Source organism: Sulfitobacter guttiformis, from assembly GCF_003610455.1.
GTDB lineage: Bacteria > Pseudomonadota > Alphaproteobacteria > Rhodobacterales > Rhodobacteraceae > Sulfitobacter > Sulfitobacter guttiformis.
In genome coordinates, this window is the sequence record NZ_RAQK01000001.1 from 1473540 (window position 1) to 1490623 (window position 17084).

Genomic DNA, 17084 nt, shown 5'->3' on the forward strand with positions numbered 1-17084 from the left:
GGAGATTTATAATGACAACGAAACCAATGACAAAAACCCAGCTCGTCGCCGCACTGGCCGATCAAATGGGCACCGATAAAAAAGCAGCAGGCGCAGCACTCGACGCCGTATGTAACCTGATCACAAACGAAGTATCCGGCGGTGGCGCTGTGACACTTCCAGGTGTCGGCAAAATCTATTGCCGCGAACGCCCCGAGCGTATGGTCCGCAACCCGGCGACCGGCGAGCAATTCAAGAAAGACGCCGACAAGGTTGTCAAAATGACAATCGCCAAAGCGCTCAAAGACAGCGTTAACGGCTAAGTCAGGTACCTTGCCGGATTTGATGCAAGGACCAGATTTCAAGAATGGGTCGCCCGACAAGGGCGGCCCTTTTTCGTTCCGGACATAAGAGCAAATCCCTAAGTCAGGCAGCAGTACCTTACGAGCATCACGCAGCAGCCACACGTTGTAAGGACCGCCCTTTTTTGACTTGCCAGACCGCTTGCCCTTCATGCCGTTCCACCGCATTACTGATCTTGTACCAGAAGGAATGCACTAAATGGACATACGCGCAGTCGGACTTGGCCTTGCCTTTGCGCTTATGTGGTCGTCTGCCTTCACCTCGGCCCGAATTATTGTAGCCGATGCAACCCCGCTTTTTGCGCTGTCGCTTCGGTATCTGGTTTCTGGCATTATCGGCGTCGGCATCGCCCGCGCTCTGGGCCAAAACTGGCACCTGACGCCGCCGCAATGGAGGGCCACAATTGTCTTCGGAATCTTGCAAAATGCCGTTTATCTCGGCTTGTTTTTTGTGGCCATGCAAACCATCGAGGCATCGCTGGCCGCGATCATAGCCTCAACAATGCCTCTTATGGTGGCGCTGGCGGCTTGGGCCTTCCTGGGCGAACGGATAAGTCCGCTGGGGGTTATTGGCCTAATCATCGGTATAGCAGGCGTGGCGCTTATCATGGGTGCGCGCCTTACCGATGGGCTCGATTATACTGGTGTTGCCATCTGTTTCATCGGGGTGCTGGCCCTCACTATTGCCACACTCACTGTAAAGGGGGCCTCGGCTGGCGGTAACCTCCTGATGGTCGTGGGACTTCAAATGCTTGTGGGATGTGTCGCTCTGACAATCGCTACAGTTCTGTTCGAGTCTCCAGCAGTCACGCCCAGTTGGCCGCTCGCGGCTGCATTTATCTACACTTGCCTTGTTCCTGGCCTGACGGCCACTTGGGTCTGGTTCATGCTGGTGGGTCGCATTGGCGCTACGCGCGCGGCGACCTTCCACTTCCTAAACCCATTTTTTGGCGTCGTGATCGCCGCACTTTTATTGGGCGAAAAGCTCGGGCCTCGCGATATCTTGGGGGTGACCATTATCGCCGCCGGTATCCTCGCCGTACAAATTTCACGCCAACGTAAGGCATGAACGCTGCATGGTAAGTGCTGAACTCTAGTTCAATAAGAGTTCAATCTGGCGGGGGATATCCCCACTGTCAGGTCGCGCCGACGATCCCCATGTTCCGACTACGGCGCCATGCCCGTCAATAAGGATCTTGTTGAAATTCCAGCTTGGCTCAAATCCGGTTTCCGCCTTTACCGCCTTGTAAAACGGGTGGGCGGAAGCTCCACGAACATGCATCATATCTGTCATTGGCAGTGTTAGACCAAAGTTCACCTCGCAGAACTCCTTAACTTCGGCAGCAGATCCCAACTCTTGATTGAAGTCATCAGATGGTATCGCCAAAACGATAAGCCCTTGATCGCGGAAACGGTCATAAAGCGCCTGAAGACCGTCATACTGATAGGTAAATCCGCATTGCGAGGCCGTGTTCACAACCAATACCGGCTGGCCTGCATAATCTCTCAATGCAATTGTGCCTCCGTCAATAGACGGAAAAACCGCATCCTGCGGCGCTGCAATAGCGCTGCCTGCAAAAATCGACAGGATCAGTCCCAAAATCATCCGCATGCTATATCCTCCACTATCTTCATACGCTCGACTCACGCAATAAGTTCACAAACAGTTTCACCAATCCGCTAAGCCCCTTTGATTTCCGCGCAAAAGCCCCATCTAATAGAGCAACAACAGTGCAAGGAGAGCCCCATGCCAGAGTACACCAAAAACCAAGACGTCCTCGCGACACTGTCGCCAGAAGAGCTTTATGTTACACAAGAAAGCGGGACAGAGCGGCCAGGAACAGGCAAACTTTTGTATAACAAAGAACCGGGAATTTACGTCGATATCGTTTCAGGCGAGCCGCTGTTTGCCTCTAGCGACAAGTATGAGAGCGGCTGCGGCTGGCCGAGTTTCACCAAGACGATCGAGCCGGAATATGTTCAGGAGCTGACCGACAGCACTCTGGGTATGATCCGCACAGAAGTCCGCAGTACCCATGGCGACAGCCATCTCGGTCATGTCTTTCCAGACGGTCCAAAAGACCGCGGCGGACTACGGTACTGCATCAACTCTGCCTCCCTACGGTTTATCCATCGCAATGACATGGAATCCGAGGGATACGGCAAATATATCAATCAAGTGGAGGATGTGGCATGACCACTCAGCGTTCAGTATTGGCAGGCGGTTGTTTCTGGGGCATGCAGGACCTTATTCGCAAGCGCAAAGGCGTTGTATCAACCCGGGTTGGCTATTCCGGCGGGGATGTGCGTGATGCGACATACCGCAATCACGGCACCCATGCAGAGGCGATTGAGGTGATCTTTGACCCTGATGTTCTGAGCTATCGTGCACTTCTGGAGCTGTTTTTCCAGATCCATGATCCGACAACCGTCAACCGACAAGGTAATGATCGCGGTATGAGCTACCGCTCAGCCATCTACTTTGAAGACGAGGACCAAAAAGCAGTTGCCCTTGACACCATCGCAGATATTGAAGCGTCGGGCATCTGGCCGGGGAAGGTTGTGACCGAGATCGAACCTGTCTCGGATTTCTGGGAAGCAGAGCCCGAGCATCAAGATTACCTCGAGCGTCTTCCGAACGGCTATACCTGCCACTTCCCGCGCCCCGATTGGGTCCTACCCAAACGCGCCGCCGCGGAGTAACCCTGACAACCCCGCGCCCGACAAGGAGCACGAACCATTGCCGGACGCGGGCATAACTCTACTTTTGGCCAACAACTGTGCAGCTAAAGAGAGCCTGAAATGACCCGACTTACCGCTAGGGATTTCGACCCAAAACTCCTCGAACTCTACGATTATTACGCGCACGGCGTTATCACAAAGCGCCAGTTTCTGGATCGTGCTTCAAAATTCGTGGTGGCAGGTATGACTGCTACGACCATTCTTGGGCTTATGGCACCAAATTATGCGCTGGCTGAGCAGGTTTCGTTCAACGACCCTGATATCACGCCCGAATATATCACATATCCCTCCCCCAACGGCCACGGCGCGGTCCGTGGCTATCTCGTCCGGCCAGCCGGAGCGAAAGGCAAACTCCCTGCGGTGGTTGTGGTTCATGAAAACCGCGGTTTGAACCCATATATTGAAGATGTCGCTCGCCGTGTAGCAAAGGCAGGCTTCATTGCACTCGCCCCAGATGGGCTGACGTCTGTCGGCGGCTATCCAGGCAACGATGCCGAAGGCCGCGAACTGCAAAAAACTGTTGATCCGGAAAAATTGATGAACGATTTTTTTGCGGCTGTCGAATTCATGATGGCGCATGAGGAAACAACAGGAAACGTGGGGATTACCGGTTTTTGCTACGGCGGTGGCGTCTCGAATGCTGCAGCGGTAGCCTATCCTGAACTCAAGGCGGCAGTGCCATACTATGGTCGTCAGGCCAACGCCCAAGACGTGCCAAAAATTCAGGCGCCTCTTTTGCTCCATTATGCAGAGCTGGACGAGCGCGTGAACGAAGGCTGGCCCGCATACGAAGCTGCGCTAAAGGCAAATAACAAAAACTACGAAGCCTATATTTATGAGGGCGCAAACCACGGATTCCATAACGACAGCACACCACGCTTCGATGAAGGTATGGCTGATATGTCATGGGAGCGGACCATCGCCCACTTTAATAAATATTTAGCCTAAAGCGAAAAACGGGCGCGGTAAAAAATTAGTGGCCTTCGGCAAAAATCTGGCAGCAGTTAAAACCGAAGGTCCGTCCACTTGCTCGCACCGGTGGTCAGACTGCAACCCTTGGCCGCCCGGAGGCCTCAACCGTAACCTCCGCCTCCACAAATACTTCACGGCCCTCAATACCAGCAACGCGCAGATCGCGCACAACATTAACCGTAATATCAGCTGCGCCTGCCGCTTCCGCAGCTGACACTGCCCGCTTGCGCAGTACATCTTCGAGCCGCAGCAGCGCATCCTCCTGCCTGCTAAAGTCCTCCGGCCCGTCCAGTAGATGAACTCGAAACTTGCCTTCGCTAGGTGAGGTTATCGTACCAGCCTCCCGCATTGTCACGCGCCCCACAACAGCGCCGATCGCGTTGGCAACGCCCGCATACTCTGGCAGGATCATCTCGCATCCCAGTCGAAGGCCTACAGCCGGATAATATGTTGCCGCCGATGCGCCCAGACCTATCACTGGCACTGCCAATCCAGTATCGAGCTTGACCAAGCCGCGATGCCCACCAAGGCCCCGTTGCATCAGAACATGGCGCGCCAATACGGCGGGCTCCACGCCAAATCCGTTTTCTTCCTCGGCAAATGCCGTCTCTAACAAGGCTAAAGCTGTCTGATACTCAAGCTGCTCCACAATCATCCGCGCCATGACTTCAGGCTCGGGTGCAAGGCGATCACCCGCTCCTGTACGCCGCCGGCCGAACAGCGCCAACGCTTTTTCCGCCGCCAGCGCGTCCCATGCATCCGCCGATCCTGTCACATGGCTCGCGTCTGAGGGCGTAACACCCGCCACCTGCACCAGCCCACGTTCGACCAGCCGCGTGAGGGCACCACTCTCGATCCGCGACTGCAAAATGTCACCCAATGGATGTATACTATTTCCTATCCGCTCCAGCAGCGCCTCCTCGCGTGGCCCGATACCTTCTATCGTTTGCCCCGCTACTGCTCTTACAAATCGCCCGTCATGCTCTCCGGGGAGGGTGCTGCGCAGTTGGCTATCCAGTGCACGGTGAACCACCTCTGGCGCATCCACAGCGATCAGTGACACCGGCAGCAACCGACGTGGACCGAGGGTCACTCCACCTGCCAATCCTTCGGAAAGAAAATGAACCTCGCTGTCACCGCCCAAGCCTGTCGTGCGCATCGCAACGGCCTCGACCATGGTCCTGTATGGTCCAACTTGCGCACCTGCCGGATCAATCGCCGGTCTGCCATCGCGCAACAGTGCGACATCCGTCGTTGTCCCCCCGATGTCCGATACCAGCGCATGCTCCGCACCGGTCATCCAGCGTGCGCCGACAATTGATGCGGCTGGTCCGCTCAGGATCGTCTCGATGGGTCGCTCCCGCGCCTGAGCACTCGAGATCAGCGCCCCGTCTCCGCGCACCACCATCAACGGCGCCACAACACCAATCTCGCGCAGGATACCCTCCGCCCGACCGATGAGCCGGTCAATCATACCGATCAGGCGCGCGTTAAGCACCGCCGTCATCGCGCGCTTTGGCCCGTTCAGCTTGGCCGACAATTGGTGCGACGCCGATACCGGCAGCCCTGTCAATTCAGCGACAAGCGCCATCGCCCGCAGTTCATGCGCCGGATTGCGGGTGGCGAATTGCGCCGCCACAGCAAACCCACCAACGCCATCACCTTTGGCCTGCAAAAACGCCCGCAAAGCATCCTCGTCCAACGGAACAACCTCACCTCCAGCGTGATTATGGCCCCCCGCTAAAACGATATGCGGATCGCCCTTCAATGCCTCCAAAAGTCCGTGCGTTTCCAGATCACGCTCTTTAAAACCGATATAGATAAGCGCCACGCGCCCGCCCTGCCCCTCGACCAATGCGTTCGTGGCCAAGGTTGTCGACAAAGACGCCAACGCAATCTCTTCGGCAGCGATACCAGACTGCGCCAACACGGCACGAACCGCCCCACCAACCCCGATGGCCAGATCATGGCGCGTGGTAAGGGCCTTGGCACTCGCCATGACTTCAACCTCATCACGAATGATCACCGCGTCCGTATAGGTTCCGCCTGTATCAACCCCCAAAAGCAACGCCATGGGCCTCTCCTTCAAACTGCTTTGAATTTCCTACCCGAAGGGACCGTCAATACCAGCCCCAATAGCGTCACAAAGACGCTAATCGCGCCACCGCCCAGCGTGCTGCATCCGCAACCGCTTCGTCTGCATCGTCACACAGCGCCTGCGCCGAACCGCGCAACGTGACATCACCCGAATTGCCAATTGCATACAGCACATTGCGCACAAACCGGTCCCGCCCGATCCGCTTGATCGGCGATCCGGAAAACCGCAGCCGGAAATCTGCATCGTCCAGCACCACCAACTCCGCCAATGTCCCGCCCGCACCACCGTGATACCGGATGTCACTGGCCGCCACAGCAAATTTATTCCACGGACAGACGGCCAGACAATCGTCACAGCCATAAATCCGGTTGCCCATTTTGGTACGCAACTCATCCGACACAGGGCCCTTATGCTCGATCGTCAAATAAGAAATGCAGCGCCGCGCGTCCAACTGGTAAGGCGCCGGAAATGCTTGCGTTGGGCAAACATCCTGACAGGCTACGCAACTGCCACAGTGGTCTATTTCAGCCGCATCGGGCTCCAGTTCCAGTGTCGTAAAAACAGACCCTATGAAAGCCCAATTCCCCCAGTCCCGACTCACAACATTCGTATGCTTGCCTTGCCAGCCAAGACCCGCAGCCTGCGCCAACGCCTTCTCTGGAACGGGCGCTGTATCTACAAAAACCTTCACCTCGCAAGTCTCCTGCGCTATCAGCCACCTTGCGATCCGCTTGAGCCGCTTCTTCACCACATCATGGTAATCGCGCCCCTGTGCATAGACGGAAATCGCCCCCAACTCAGGGCGCTCCAACACCGCCAGCGGATCAAACTCCGGCGCATAGCTCTCCGCCAGCATGATAACCGATTTCGCCTGAGGCCATAAAACAGATGGGTTTCCGCGCCATGCCACACGCTCCTCCATCCACCCCATTTGTCCGTGATACCCTGCCTCCAGAAACGCATCCAGTTGTGCAGGAACCTGCGGCACCGCGTCCGGTCTACACACGCGGCAGGCCACAAAACCGGCCTCCAAAGCCTCAGTAATCAACCGCTGCTTCAGGCCCATTTCTTTATTTTCCCTTAAACTCAATCCGGTTCTGATACACACGCACCGCTCGGCGCTTCAGAAATCCAGGTTGTTATAGTGCCGTGGCGGCGTAAACCCGGGCACCTGATCGGCCAACAATGACCGGAACGCTGGCCGCGATTTGATTTTCGCATACCAGTCTTTGACTTCAGGGCAGCTGTTCCAATCCACATCTGAGATGTAGTCGAGCGACGACAAATGCGCAGCGGCAGCGAAATCTGCCAGCGTCATGACATCCCCCGCCAGCCAACGGCGATGATCCAGCAACCACGTCATATAACCGAGGTGAAACTTGATCGCCTTCGCGCCTGCTTTCACATTCTTGCTATCGGGATACCCCGCTTTCATCATCTTCTTATTGACCCGCTCATACAGCAGCTTCGAGGTCACTTCATGGTGGAACTTATCGTCAAACCAGTTCACCAAACGTCGTACTTCAAGGCGCTGCGCGGGGTCGGAAGGCAAGAGTGAAGGCTCGGGCCGCGTCTCCTCAATATATTCGCAAATCGCCGAGCTTTCGGACATCATGATACCGTCGAGGCGCAGTACAGGTACTTTTCCCGCCGGATTGCGGCGCATGAAATCCGGATCCTGCTCCCAATACCGCTCCTCGATCAGCTCGACCTCGATCTTCTTTTCCGCAAGGCTCAGCCGGATTTTACGGCAATAGGGCGACAGAGGGACGTGAAACAGGCGGGCCATGATATTTCCGATAATGATGTGCTCGCCATCAATGCCTTGCGGCGGGCCATTATTCAACTCTCGAAACAATCCGCACGACCATCTGCTTTGATCGTTTCCGCACCCGAGCGGATTTGCGCCGCCCGTTTTTTCAAGGAGTTTCCGGGCCGTGACGCACTGCGTGTCTTGGGTGAGGGCAACACCGCCGCCAACTGGGCCGCCTGCTGCGCGCCCAGCGCGTCGGCGCCTACGCCGAAATAGTGCTGTGCTGCGGCGTGCACACCAAAAACACCCTCGTCAAATTCTGCGACGTTCAGATAAACTTCCAATATACGTCGCTTTGGCCACATTGCCTCGACCAACGGCGTCATCCCAGCCTCAAGCGCTTTGCGGATGTAATTGCGCCCGTGCCACAGATAGACATTTTTGACCGTTTGCTGGGTCAGCGTCGACGCGCCTCGGTTGGACCCTTCGGCGATGGCCAGTCGGATCGCGGCCACATCAAATCCCCAGTGCTGGCAAAAATTGGCATCCTCGGCAGCCACAACAGACCGCACCATTACGGCTGCGATCCCCGTCATCGGGACCCATTGCTGTTCGACACCGCCAAGGCGCCGCGCCTCGCCGAACATATATGCTGTCGTAGGCGGATTCGCGATCCGCCCCAGTGCTACAGCCGCCAGCACAACCACCGAAACAATCATTACACTGCGCCAGAACAGCCGCCGCATCCTCTGTCCGAAGCGCGGGCGTCCTGCGTCCTTTGAAGCCGCTTTTGATTTTGGTTTCGCTTTGGTGGTTCGTCTGGCCATATAAAAGCTATAGCGGCGCTCAGCGGCCTTGGAAACGACCGTCAACCGTGATGATAATATCAGCCAGCGCCGTGCCCAGAATGGCACTTCCCTTTGGAGAGGGGTGTGTTTCATCCTTATCAAAATGGCTCGGATCAGATTTTATGATAAAATCTTCTCCTTCCAGAAAATAACCATCAGGATTTCTGGCCAAATTCCGTTTGATTCGCGCTTCCAGATTTGCCAGATCGTCAACGCAGCCCGCAAAGGACGTACCGGGGGAATTGTAGTATCCCATCCACAACACCTTGGCCCCGTCCCGCTGTACCCGTTCGATAAGGGACGGAATCACGCCCCTCTGTCCATCTTCGGAAATTAGCTTGTTCACCAGCGGCCTACAATCACCACAACCGCAGTCACCGAAGCCCATATCATTGGCCCCGCCATTCATCACGACCCAATTCCACTGCCCGCCAGGGTACTGTGCCTGAATGTCGAACCCAACCGCCGATGCAATTGCCGAGCCGTTATCAAACTGAGCACCGGGAACCGCTCGTGCAGTCACGTCGCGCGCCAGACGCGCCTCCATCACATTGGCAATCGTCTGGCCGGAGGAACGGTTCCACGCCATCACCGAATCCCCGATCACAAGAATATCGCCACCGCCTCGTGGCGCGAGGCCCGCACAACTGTTCAGGAAAAAGACTGCACTCAGAACGAGTGCAAGGCGCGAAAAATTTGATTTGTTTTCCATGTGTCGAACATAGCCTGTTAACGTCTGGCGGAAAGGGTCAAGCCGCCATGAGGCACACTGCTTCGCTGCGTCTTACGACCGTCCGTGCCGCCAAAGTCTGTTGTTTCATATCAGCCAAGTTTGGAAATAGCTCTAGCAACTCTGCTTGCTGTCCATCACTCTGACTGGCCAGCCCGCTGCAAGGCAGACAACTTTCGGAGGGGCATCCGTCTGCAAACACGATCTGGTGGCTATCAAACAGCAGATGAAAATATTCCACCGCGCCACCCTCGATAACCCTAACATCGCGGTTGTTTACCAGATGCTTTGCCGACACCAGCACATCATCACATCCCATTACCAACTCGGCGCGCCAGTCGCTGATCAACATACGATGTTCGGGCGACACCATAAACGCACGATCATTCCCAATGCTGCCCACCTCGAACAAGACGGGCGCAAACTTGCCGTGTGCGCGCACAGTCTGCCGCAGAACCATCCGAACAGGTTGCATACCGTGATCAAGCGTCTTCACCATATCTCCCACAGCAATTTCCTCTACAGCCCTCTTACCGCCCTGCACCTCAATTTGCGCGCCGCTGGTAAAACAGGTCGGGCCAAACGTACCCACAGGCATGTTCGTACTCGTGGTAACAAACGTACTGCGCACAAAAGTACCGTTTTGTAGTGCTTGCCCGTCATTGGGTGTGAAAATAGGAGCATTTCCGCCCGCAAGATAAAGCGTCACACCGCGGTAGGTGATGTTCACACCATTGACGCGGATCGTTACGGTATCATTCCGCCAAACAGAGGTAATTGCGATGCCGTTAAAGGTGTCCCCCGCAGCAGTACCCGAGTTGATTTGACCATTATCGTTGTTATCGACGAAATCACCACGCTGGACTGTCATCGCGGTGCCAAACCCCGGCGGGTTGCCCGGGTCGATGGTGAAATACTGGTCTCTATAGGTAGTTGGCATAACACGCCTCCCTGACTGTGGTTAAGCCAAGGATGCGCGTAAAATTTGCCTAAATTGCGCCAGAGATTGTTTCCAAAAAGGGTCATATTGTGTCAGCGAAACACAGTGTTTGCCTCGCCGACACAATTCTTGAGGCGTCTATTCTGCGGGGATAGCCTGTTCTTCCATTCCAAGAGGTGCGGGAATACGGCTCAGCATTTCCTTTGGGCATATCTGCACAAAATTGGCTTTCTCCAGCTCCCAGTGTTGCAGAATATCGCGCGCCTTGCGGCTGCCGGTCTCTTCGGCATGGCGCTCTATCAACGCTTTGAGTTGACCCTCCCAGTGATCGGAATTTACCGCACAATGGACCAGTGTTTCATGGTTCATCATATCAACCGCACGCCCTGCTGGATCATAGAGGTATGCCATTCCGCCGGTCATTCCTGCGCCAAAGTTGGCACCGATCTCACCAAGAATAACCGCGACGCCGCCGGTCATGTATTCACAGCCATTGCTGCCACAACCTTCGATCACCACCTGCGCGCCAGAGTTGCGCACAGCAAAACGCTCACCCGCGCGACCAGCGGCAAACAGATAGCCGTCGGTTGCACCATAGAGAACCGTGTTGCCAATGATTGTGTTCTCTGACGCCACAATCATGCTGTTCATCGGAGGGCGTACAACGACCGTGCCGCCCGACAGGCCCTTCCCGACGTAATCGTTGGCATCCCCTGCCACGACCAGCTTAAGACCAGGTGCCGCAAACGCTCCCAGAGACTGACCAGCACTGCCGGTCAAATTAACCGTGAGGTGATTGGCCTGCAGCTCATTGCGCATGCCGAACCGCTTGACGATATGTGACGAGATCCGCGTACCCACCGAGCGGTGCGTGTTCTGCACTGCATAGCTAAGCTGCATCTTTTCGCCATCCTCGAGAAAGCGGACAGCGTCGGAAACAATCTGCGCATCCAGTGTATCCGGCACCGCATTGCGCGGCTTGCTCCGGTCATAAACCGCATCCATTTCCGCATCGACCGAGATCAGCAACGGGTTGAGGTCCAGATCATCCAGATGTGCCGATCCGCGGCTAACCTGTGTGAGCAGATCAGCACGCCCGATTACTTCATCCAGGGACCGTGCGCCGATACTCGCCAGAATTTCGCGCACTTCAGTGGCATAGAACGTAATCAGGTTTACCACCTTATCAGCATTACCGGTGAACTTGGCCCGCAAATCCTCATCTTGAGTACACACACCTACGGGACATGTGTTGCTTTGGCATTGGCGTACCATGATACAGCCCATCGCAATCAACGCCGCTGTGCCGATGCCGTATTCCTCTGCCCCAAGCATCGCTGCGATAACAATGTCGCGGCCCGTGCGAAGCCCACCATCGGTGCGCAAGGTTACACGTCCGCGCAGGTTGTTCATCGAGAGAACCTGATGTGCCTCTGTGAGGCCCATCTCCCACGGAAGACCCGCGTATTTAATCGAGGTTGCGGGGGATGCACCCGTGCCACCATTGTGACCGGAAATCAGAATGATATCCGCCTTCGCTTTGGCAACACCCGCAGCAATCGTTCCAACTCCGGATGACGCCACCAACTTGACTGTCACCTTACAGCGCGGGTTGATCTGCTTGAGATCATAAATCAGCTGTGCCAGATCCTCGATGGAATAGATATCGTGGTGCGGCGGCGGTGAGATCAACGTCACACCTGGCGTCGAGTGGCGCAACCGTGCAATCAGCTCGGTCACTTTCATGCCGGGTAGCTGCCCGCCTTCACCAGGCTTGGCGCCTTGGGCGACCTTGATCTCCAACTCTTCACACTGATTGAGGTATTCCGCCGTCACACCAAACCGACCCGACGCCACCTGCTTGATCTTCGCAGAGGGGTTGTCGCCATTCGGCTCGGGGTGGAAATGCGCGGGATCTTCACCGCCTTCGCCACTGTCCGACTTGGCGCCGATCCGGTTCATCGCCACGTTCAGCGTCTTGTGTGCCTCGGGGCTAAGCGCGCCGAGTGACATACCGGGCGTCACGAACCGCTTGCGGATCGCGGTGATGCTTTCCACTTCTTCGATTGGGATCGCCTCGCCCAGCTTTTTCAGCTCCAGCAAGTCGCGCAGGTGAATCGGCGGATTGCTCTGCATTTTGGCCGAATACTGTTTCCACATCTCATAGGACGCACGGTTACAGGCGGCCTGAAGCATGTGCATGGAGGTCGCCTCCCACGCGTGCGTCTCACCCGATTTACGCGACTTATAAAATCCACCTATGGGGAGCACAGTGTCGGTAGCGCTCCAGCCCTTGGCGTGAACTTCCTCTGCTTTGTGTTGTATGCCGGTGATCCCGATGCCGGAAATACGGCTTGTCATGCCCGGAAAGAATTCCGCACACATTGCACGCGACAGGCCCACGGCCTCGAAATTCAAACCACCGCGATAGGAGGACACAACAGAAATCCCCATCTTCGCCATGATTTTCAGCAGGCCTTGATCAATCGCTTCGCGGTACCGCGCAATTGCCGCTGTCAAATCACCGTCAAGAAGGCCGCGACCGATCCGGTCGGCCAGACTATCCTCTGCCAGATAGGCATTCACAACGGTCGCACCACAACCGATAAGCACGGCGAAATAATGCGGATCGATGCATTCCGCCGAGCGGACACTTAGCGATGTAAAAGTCCGCAGACCTTTGCGCGTAAGATGGCTGTGCACCGCACTGGTCGCCAAAATCATCGGCATCGCAACTTTGCCTGCGCCGCTGTTATGATCGGTCAGCACAATATGCCCCGCACCCGACCGAACCGCATCCTCGGCCTCGGCACGAATACGCATCAGCGCTTTATTCAGGTTCGACGCACCGGGCTCGAATGTACAATCCAGCGTCACCTTGTCTGCATTGAAGTGACTCATAAGCTCGTCAAACTGCGCATTACCCACAAACGGGCTGTCCAACACCAGAATTTCAGTCTGGCTGCTGTCCTCGTCCAGCACGTTTTTGAGGTTCCCGAACCGCGTTTTGAGGCTCATCACGCGGAATTCGCGCAGGCTGTCGATAGGCGGGTTCGTCACCTGAGAGAAATTCTGCCTGAAAAAATGACTCAGCGGCCGGTATTTGTTCGACAACACTGCGCTCGGCGTATCGTCCCCCATAGAGGCGAGTGTTTCTTTACCGTCCTCTGCCATAGGTGCCAGAATCTGCTCCAGCTCTTCGATGGTATAGCCTGCAGCGACCTGACGGCTGCGCAGCTCGCTTCCCGTAAACATTGGCTTTTCTGTCACCTGCGCCAGCGCATCGTCCAGCTCGTTGATCTTGCCGACCCACTCTCCAAAAGGACGGGCTGCAGCCAGCTTGTCCTTGATCTCGGTATCGCCAAACAGTTTGCCTTCTTGCATGTCCACGGCGAGCAACTGACCCGGCCCAAGAGCACCCTTGCGGATAACGCGCGCTTCATCCAACGGCACCATACCCGCCTCGGAGCCTGCAATCAGCATCCCGTCGGAGGTCACAACATAACGCATCGGACGCAAACCGTTACGGTCCAGACCCGCGCACACCCAACGACCATCGGTCATCGCAAGGGCAGCAGGACCATCCCACGGCTCCATCACTGAGTTACAGTAGGAGTACATATCGCGCCACGCCTGCGGCAGTTCGATCGCTTGCTTGGACCACGACTCTGGTACCAGCATGGTTTTCGCCATCGGTGCAGAACGGCCTGCACGCACCAGCACTTCGAAAACTGCATCCAGCGCGGCACTGTCCGACGATCCTGCCGCGACAATCGGCTTAATGTCCTCGGCCATATCGCCAAAGGTGCCAGATGCCATACGGATCTCGTGGGACTTCATCCAGTTGAGGTTCCCCTTAAGCGTGTTGATCTCACCGTTATGCGCTAGCATACGGAACGGTTGTGCCAGCCACCACTGGGGGAAGGTGTTGGTGGAATAACGCTGGTGATAGATCGCAAACGCACTCTCGAAACGCTCATCCATCAGGTCGGGATAGAACTCTGCCACCTGCTCGGCCAGCATCATACCTTTGTAGATAATCGAGCGGCAGGACATGGACGCGATATAAAGCGTCGGCACCTGTGCCGCGATGGCCGCCTTCTCGATACGGCGGCGAATAACATACAGCTCACGCTCGAACGTCTCCTCGTCCACGCCCTTTGAGTTGGAAATCAAAATCTGCTCGATCTCGGGACGTGTCGCATTGGCCTTTTCGCCCAGGCATTCCACGTTCACCGGCACATGGCGCCAGCCGTAAATGTAATATCCCATGCGCAAAACTTCGGTCTCGACAATCGTCCGGCATGTTTCTTGCGCGGCGAAATTTGTGCGTGGCAGAAATACCTGCCCGACGGCCAGCATTTCCTCCTTGCGCGGGGTGTGGCCCGTGCGGGCCACCTGATCATAGAAGAAAGGCACCGGAATTTGAACATGTATGCCGGCACCATCACCGGTTTTACCATCCGCATCAACAGCACCACGGTGCCAAATGGCCTTGAGCGCCTTTATCCCGTTCTCGACGACTTCGCGGGAGCGCGACCCGTCAATGTTAACGACAAGACCCACACCACAGGATGAATGCTCTTCCTCAGGAGAATACAAACCCTTATCGGCCATAAATGCGCGCTTCGCTTCTTCGCGTGCTACCCATGCGTCATCATATTTGGTCATTTGGCATCTCCTTCAGAAGGCGCGAACCGCGCTAAGGTCTCGTTTCTTGTCAATTTTTCATGATTGCCGGGCAATCCATGCCCAACCAAACATTCGTCTGTAAAATACTCGGTCACCAGCGCACCCCCCGTTTTACCAAACAGGCCCGCAGACATGTTGCGGTGCCCGCTCTCTTGCATCCCGTACCAGAGTGTCGATCCACATTCGGGGCAAAACGCCCGCTGTGCCCAATCCGATGATTTCAACGTTTTCACCGAACCCTTGATCACAATACTATCCTGATCGACCTGCATGGAAACGAACGCGTATGAGTTCTGGCGTCGGCACATCTCGCAGTTACAGGCACATATTGCCGGATCCGATGTCGTGGCGAAGACGTGAACTGCACCGCAAAGACACTGGCCGCTCAACTCCATTTTTTCCGACATTCTTACCCTCTTCAGCAACTTAGGCCAGCTACGCTGCCTGACCACAAATCAGATGATCCATTTTGGAGTACGGAATGCATTGTTCCTATTCCGCGGCTATCGCTGACGCGCTGTTGAACTGCTTTACAATCGCCTCGGCGCAATCGCGCCCGTCCTTGATTGCCCAAACAACCAGAGATGCCCCACGCACGATATCACCGACGGCATAAACACCCTCGGCCTCTGTACGGCCTGTGATGTAATCGGCACGTACGGTGCCCCAACGGTTTACCGGCAGATCGGGACAGTCCCAAAGCGTTGGCAGATCCTCGGCCTCGAACCCCAGTGCCATAATCACCAGATCGGCCTCCTCGATGTAGTCTGAACCCTCGATAAGCTCGGGAGCCTGGCGCCCCGTCGCATCAGGCTGGCCTAGCCGCATCTTCTGAACCATGACGCCATTCACCGGCTCGCCTGTAAACCCTTTTGGCGCGCTTAACCATTCAAAGACCACGCCTTCTTCCTCGGCATTGGCAACCTCGCGCTGGCTCCCGGGCATGTTAGCACGATCACGGCGATAGAGACATTTAACGCTGGTCGCACCCTGCCGTATCGAGGTCCGGACGCAGTCCATTGCCGTGTCGCCACCGCCAATCACAACAACCCGCTTGCCACTCGCATTGAGGCTACCATCAGTGAATTGCGGCACGTCATCGCCAAAGCTTTTCTTGTTGCTCACAGTCAGGAAATCAATCGCCCGCACAACACCCTGTGCACCTACACCGGGGGCTGCCAAATCGCGACTTTTATACACACCTGTGGCGATAATCACTGCATCATGGGCCGCGCGAATATCGGCAAAACTAATGTCCTCACCCACAGCACAGTTGAGCTTGAAGGTCACACCGCCCTCTTCCAACTGTTTGTTGCGGCGCATCACAACATCCTTCTCCAGCTTGAAACCGGGGATGCCATAAGTCATCAAACCACCTGCGCGGTCATAGCGATCATACACTGTCACCTGCACACCGGCGCGGCGCAAAAAATCCGCAGCCGCAAGGCCACCTGGTCCTGCGCCAATGATACCTACTGATTCCGTACGCTCATGGCTGGCGACGATAGGCTTCACCCAGCCATTCTCCCACGCGGTGTCGGTGATGTACTTCTCGACCGAGCCGATTGTTACCGTCCCGTGCCCGGATGTCTCAATCACGCAATTGCCCTCACACAGACGGTCTTGCGGGCAAATTCGGCCGCAGATCTCCGGGAAGGTGTTGGTCGCTTGAGATAATTCATAGGCTTCTTGCAACCGCCCTTCAGCAGTCATGCGCAACCAATCGGGAATATTGTTGTGCAGCGGGCAATGCGTCTGACAATAAGGCACACCGCATTGGCTACAGCGGCTTGATTGCTCCTTCGCCTTCGCCTCCGCATATTCCGCGTAAATTTCGTTGAAATCTTCCTTGCGGAGGTTTGGGGCGCGCTTCTCCGGCATGTCCCGCTCAACATTGGTAAACTTCAACATAGGTTGCTTGGCCATGACGCACGATCCTTAATTCCGCTCAGGCATTTCGAATAAACG

General features: G+C 56.0%; 15 protein-coding genes. 5 read left to right on the plus strand and 10 right to left on the minus strand.

From position 1 onward, the window contains the following. The first annotated feature begins 11 nt into the window (after positions 1-11). Together C8N30_RS07335 and C8N30_RS07340 are read left to right on the plus strand one after the other, a co-directional pair. Positions 12-302, plus strand: coding sequence for an HU family DNA-binding protein (locus tag C8N30_RS07335; RefSeq protein WP_025063855.1), 291 nt, complete (start codon positions 12-14; stop codon positions 300-302). Positions 303-540: 238 nt separating this feature from the next. Continuing rightward, on the plus strand, positions 541-1410 hold the full coding sequence (locus tag C8N30_RS07340) for a DMT family transporter (RefSeq protein WP_025063856.1): 870 nt from the start codon (positions 541-543) through the stop codon (positions 1408-1410). A 24-nt stretch (positions 1411-1434) separates the two neighbouring features. Here the strand turns inward: C8N30_RS07340 and C8N30_RS07345 are convergent, their stop codons facing one another. Next, positions 1435-1953, minus strand: a complete 519-nt coding sequence (locus tag C8N30_RS07345; RefSeq protein WP_025063857.1) for a glutathione peroxidase — start codon at positions 1951-1953, stop codon at positions 1435-1437. Between the two features lie 135 nt (positions 1954-2088). On the opposite strand from C8N30_RS07345, the gene msrB reads away from it, so the two are divergent. From msrB to yghX, 3 genes are all read left to right on the plus strand, one after another. Further along, positions 2089-2538 carry a peptide-methionine (R)-S-oxide reductase MsrB gene (gene msrB, locus C8N30_RS07350; protein ID WP_025063858.1) on the plus strand — a complete coding sequence of 150 codons (450 nt, stop codon included), beginning with the start codon at positions 2089-2091 and terminating at the stop codon, positions 2536-2538. Then, a complete protein-coding gene (gene msrA / locus C8N30_RS07355) occupies positions 2535-3044 on the plus strand; it encodes a peptide-methionine (S)-S-oxide reductase MsrA (RefSeq protein WP_025063859.1) in 510 nt (169 codons plus the stop codon). The genes msrB and msrA overlap by 4 nt, the downstream gene beginning before the upstream one ends. Before the next feature lie 99 nt (positions 3045-3143). Further along, positions 3144-4031 (plus strand): YghX family hydrolase, encoded by an 888-nt coding sequence (gene yghX, locus C8N30_RS07360; protein ID WP_025063860.1) that lies wholly within the window; start codon positions 3144-3146, stop codon positions 4029-4031. Between the two features lie 94 nt (positions 4032-4125). Here yghX and C8N30_RS07365 read toward each other — a convergent pair whose 3' ends face one another. The 9 genes from C8N30_RS07365 to C8N30_RS07405 all read right to left on the minus strand — a co-directional run bounded on the left by C8N30_RS07365 (position 4126) and on the right by C8N30_RS07405 (position 17042). Continuing rightward, positions 4126-6129 (minus strand): hydantoinase/oxoprolinase N-terminal domain-containing protein, encoded by a 2004-nt coding sequence (locus tag C8N30_RS07365; RefSeq protein ID WP_025063861.1) that lies wholly within the window; start codon positions 6127-6129, stop codon positions 4126-4128. A gap of 67 nt (positions 6130-6196) precedes the next feature. Continuing rightward, positions 6197-7219 carry a tRNA epoxyqueuosine(34) reductase QueG gene (queG, locus tag C8N30_RS07370; protein WP_025063862.1) on the minus strand — a complete coding sequence of 341 codons (1023 nt, stop codon included), beginning with the start codon at positions 7217-7219 and terminating at the stop codon, positions 6197-6199. Positions 7220-7276: 57 nt separating this feature from the next. Then, the gene (gene fzlA, locus C8N30_RS07375; protein WP_025063863.1) at positions 7277-7942 is read right to left on the minus strand and encodes an FtsZ-binding protein FzlA; all 666 of its coding nucleotides are present in this window, start codon (positions 7940-7942) and stop codon (positions 7277-7279) included. Between the two features lie 53 nt (positions 7943-7995). Then, the gene (gene mtgA, locus C8N30_RS07380; protein WP_025063864.1) at positions 7996-8733 is read right to left on the minus strand and encodes a monofunctional biosynthetic peptidoglycan transglycosylase; all 738 of its coding nucleotides are present in this window, start codon (positions 8731-8733) and stop codon (positions 7996-7998) included. A 19-nt stretch (positions 8734-8752) separates the two neighbouring features. Continuing rightward, positions 8753-9466, minus strand: a complete 714-nt coding sequence (locus C8N30_RS07385; RefSeq protein ID WP_025063865.1) for an SGNH/GDSL hydrolase family protein — start codon at positions 9464-9466, stop codon at positions 8753-8755. 37 nt (positions 9467-9503) lie between these two features. Continuing rightward, complete coding sequence (locus C8N30_RS07390; RefSeq protein WP_025063866.1) at positions 9504-10424, minus strand: Hint domain-containing protein; 921 nt, start codon at positions 10422-10424, stop codon at positions 9504-9506. A 138-nt stretch (positions 10425-10562) separates the two neighbouring features. Continuing rightward, on the minus strand, positions 10563-15095 hold the full coding sequence (gltB, locus tag C8N30_RS07395) for a glutamate synthase large subunit (RefSeq protein ID WP_025063867.1): 4533 nt from the start codon (positions 15093-15095) through the stop codon (positions 10563-10565). After that, positions 15092-15523, minus strand: a complete 432-nt coding sequence (locus C8N30_RS07400; protein ID WP_025063868.1) for a GFA family protein — start codon at positions 15521-15523, stop codon at positions 15092-15094. Before C8N30_RS07400 ends, gltB begins: the two co-directional genes overlap by 4 nt. Before the next feature lie 85 nt (positions 15524-15608). Beyond that, the gene (locus C8N30_RS07405; RefSeq protein WP_025063869.1) at positions 15609-17042 is read right to left on the minus strand and encodes an NAD(P)-dependent oxidoreductase; all 1434 of its coding nucleotides are present in this window, start codon (positions 17040-17042) and stop codon (positions 15609-15611) included. Between the last annotated feature and the right edge of the window lie 42 nt (positions 17043-17084).